The 3,203-nt window shown below is 61.8% G+C and carries 4 protein-coding genes and 1 pseudogene; all 5 read left to right on the top strand.

Annotation, left to right across the window (positions count from 1 at the left end):
- The coding region (locus tag PUN71_RS22935; protein WP_502861371.1) for an oxidoreductase at positions 1-395 on the top strand (395 nt) is incomplete at its 5' end.
- Between the two features lie 33 nt (positions 396-428).
- Complete coding sequence (locus PUN71_RS22930; RefSeq protein ID WP_277800288.1) at positions 429-953, top strand: redoxin domain-containing protein; 525 nt, start codon at positions 429-431, stop codon at positions 951-953.
- 218 nt (positions 954-1,171) lie between these two features.
- Complete coding sequence (locus PUN71_RS22925; RefSeq protein ID WP_277800287.1) at positions 1,172-1,564, top strand: nuclear transport factor 2 family protein; 393 nt, start codon at positions 1,172-1,174, stop codon at positions 1,562-1,564.
- A 339-nt stretch (positions 1,565-1,903) separates the two neighbouring features.
- On the top strand, positions 1,904-2,926 hold the full coding sequence (locus PUN71_RS22920) for a DUF6454 family protein (RefSeq protein ID WP_277800286.1): 1,023 nt from the start codon (positions 1,904-1,906) through the stop codon (positions 2,924-2,926).
- A gap of 66 nt (positions 2,927-2,992) precedes the next feature.
- A pseudogene (locus tag PUN71_RS22915) lies at positions 2,993-3,203 on the top strand (phospholipase); the annotation flags it as partial.

Raw genomic sequence — 3,203 nt, 5'->3', positions numbered from 1 at the left:
AGGTCAGCGACTACACGCACAAATGGGCCGGCGGGCCCGCAGAAGCCGAGGCCATCTTCACAGCCTTGGCGACGACCGGGATCGACTACATCCACACCACCGAATACCGGGCCGACGCCCCGGCCTTTGGCGAGGAAGGCGACTCCCTCGCCGCTCTGGCCAAGCAGCACACCGGTTTAACGGTCATTGCCAACGGCAGCCTCGACGAACCGGAAGCCGCCGCCGCCCTGATCGCTGAAGGGCACGCCGACGTCATCGCCCTGGGCAAGGCAGCACTGGCCACCCGCGACTGGCCCAAGCGGGCCCGCAGCAACGACAGCCTGGACGAACTCGACGGCAGCGTGTTCGCGCCGATCGCCGACGTCAAAGACTGGGAACTTGAACAATCCGCATAAGCCTTGGCCCGTCACTTCTATCTGAGGAGCAACATGACGCTTATACCGACGCAACAAGTCCCCGATCTTGGCCTGCCATTGGTCGGCGGGGGAACCACCGACGATCTGAAGCTGGGCACCGGGGACGGCGGCCGGTTCAGCCTGGTCGTCTTTTACCGGGGCTTGCACTGCCCGATCTGCCGCAAGCAGCTGGCCGAGATCGACAAGCGGATCGAGGACCTGAAAGCAGTCGGCATAGGTCAGGTGGTCGCTGTCAGCATGGAAACGCTTGAACGGAGCACCCGGATCGTGGATCAGTGGCACCTGGCCAATCTCCCGGTCGCCTACGGACTTGGAGAAGAAGCTGCTAGGGTCTGGGGCCTTAACCTCTCCCACGCGATCAAGGACGGCGAGCCGGACCTATTCAACGAACCAGGCATCTTCATCCTCGACGAGGACCGCACGCTGTTCTGGTCCAGCACTGCCACCATGCCCTTCGGCCGTCCGTCCCTGGATGACGTGATCGCCGGGGTGAAGTACGCCCAGGAGCACGACTACCCGGCCCGGGGTGCCGCATAAAGGGGCAGATATAGGGGACGAATAATGGGAAGGGCGCATTCCAGCAGTGGGGTGCGCCTTTTCTGTGCTCCTCCACTTCCCGCCCCTACCACCCGGGATTTTTGGATTGGATCCGGAAAAAGGGGAGATATAGGGGGCCACTCCCCCTCGACTGGTGAACAGCCCAGGCCTAATCTTTCCTCGCAAGATCCCGACGAAGGATGACAGAGGTGTGGGAGATGGGATCAGAGGAAAACGCGGCGGTGGTCCGGCGCGGCTACGAAGCGTTCATTGCAGGTGACATGGACAAGCTCATGGAGCAGTACACCGAGGATTCGGTGTGGCATGTCGGCGGAAGCGGTCCCATGGCAGGGGACAAAAAGGGCAGGGACGCGATCCTGGCCTATTTCGGGGAGCTGATGTCCGGCACCAACGGGTCGCTCAAGGTCACTCTTGAGGACGTGACCGTCGGGGACAGGTACACGGTCGGAGTTCACACCTATTACGCGGAGCGTGACGGCAAATCGATCAACGAACGGTCGGTCCTGGTGTGCAGCGTCTCCGGCGGCAAATTGACTGAGGTTTTCGAGATGCATGAGGACCCAGCTAAGGCGGACGACTTCTGGACCTGACTGCTTCCGGGTTAGTAACTCTTGACGGGCCGCACGGAAAGTCTTGCCAACCGAAATATCAGCCCGCTTATTATCGGTGCAGCCGAAGGGGATCGGCTTGGGGAATGGGAACGAAAAGGGTGCGCTCAGCGAACGGGGCGCACCCTTTCCCATGTCCGGAGCTGCTCTTCGACCGGGTGCCCTTACTACCCGCCACCTTGGTTATTGAGTGATGCATACAGCGACAACCGTCCCCCGCAGCGTTCGGACCAGTCCTGTTCACCATCGCGCTACTTCCGGTTAATTACCCCTTAGTAACTTGAGAGCTCCTGTTGAGACCCCAACCTTAAGAGGCCCCCAATGCGCTCTACAGCTACCCGACGCGTCCTTACAACGGCCGCGTCACTGATCCTTGCCGCCGCTGCAATCGGCGGCACCACGGCAGCACAGGCGGATGACCCGGGCAAGGGCACAAGCCCCGCAGGATCCGGAACCCATCACGAAACCGACACCGCTCTGGCCGACGCGTTCAATTACGTCGACCGGAACACTGCTTGGCAGCAAACGTCCAAGCTGAAGCTGAACTTCCCGACTTATCACACTGAGGGGATCGCCTACAGCCAGGACCACATCTTCCTCTCGGCCGTCCAGATCACCGAGCCCACGGTCAAATACCCCACCCCGCAGGACGGTTACGACCGCACCCCGGGCAAGGGCATCGGGCACCTGTTCGTCATGGACAAGGCCGGCAACCTACAGAAGGACATCATCCTGGGCGAGGGCGACATGTACCACCCCGGCGGCATTGACTTCGACGGCACCAATATGTGGGTTCCCGTCGCACAGTACCGGCCGAACAGCAGCGCCATCATCTACAAGGTCGATGCCACGAGCCTGGACGTCCACAAGCAGTTCGAGGTCAAAGACCACTTCGGCGGCATCGTCCTGGACAAGCAGACCGGACACCTGGTGGGCAACACCTGGGGCTCGCGCCGGTTCGCGGAATGGGACCTTCAGGGCAAGGAACTGTCGACCTGGGAGAACCCGAATTACTTCATCGACTATCAGGACTGCCAGTACGTGCCCAACGCCAAGATGCTTTGCGCGGGGGTAACCAACCTTCCGCAGACTCCGGCGGCCGGCGGCACCTCCGCCACCTATGAACTGGGCGGTATGGCGATGATCGACCTGAAGTCTCACGAGGTGACCCGCGATGTCCCGTTCCAGAAGTGGTCAACGGCCGGGCACGTCGCCACCCGCAACCCGTTCAAGATGACGGCCGACGGCAACCACCTCACTATGAAGGTCGCCCCGGACAACGGCGATGAAGGCAACGGTACCGAGATCATCACCTACGAAGCGGACGTCGTCCCCGCCAAGTAACACCCCCCCCCTCAAAACCTGCCGCTCCCCGCGGCACCAACCCCATCTGAAACGATTGGATACCCCATGCCTTCAATGGCACCCCTCACTCGAAAAAGAGTTGTCACCGCCACCGGCGCAGCAGCCCTCGCCGCTTCAGCTCTGACCGCCGGGCTGGTCGGCTTCGGCGCCACACCGGCCACCGCCGGCAACACCACGGACGGCACCGCGACGCCGATCAAACACGTTGTCGTCCTCTTCCAGGAAAACGTGTCGTTCGACCACTACTTCGCCACCT

Origin of the sequence: Arthrobacter sp. NQ7, assembly GCF_029581595.2 — a bacterium.
GTDB lineage: Bacteria > Actinomycetota > Actinomycetes > Actinomycetales > Micrococcaceae > Arthrobacter > Arthrobacter phenanthrenivorans_B.
This window is presented reverse-complemented; position numbering and strand designations above follow the sequence as displayed.

What these genes read in the sequence shown, in the direction of transcription:
- PUN71_RS22930 (WP_277800288.1), top strand. Translation starts at nt 429, where the DNA reads ATGACGCTTATACCGACGCAACAAGTCCCCGATCTTGGCCTGCCATTG.
- PUN71_RS22925 (WP_277800287.1), top strand. Translation starts at nt 1,172, where the DNA reads ATGGGATCAGAGGAAAACGCGGCGGTGGTCCGGCGCGGCTACGAAGCG.
- PUN71_RS22920 (WP_277800286.1), top strand. Translation starts at nt 1,904, where the DNA reads ATGCGCTCTACAGCTACCCGACGCGTCCTTACAACGGCCGCGTCACTG.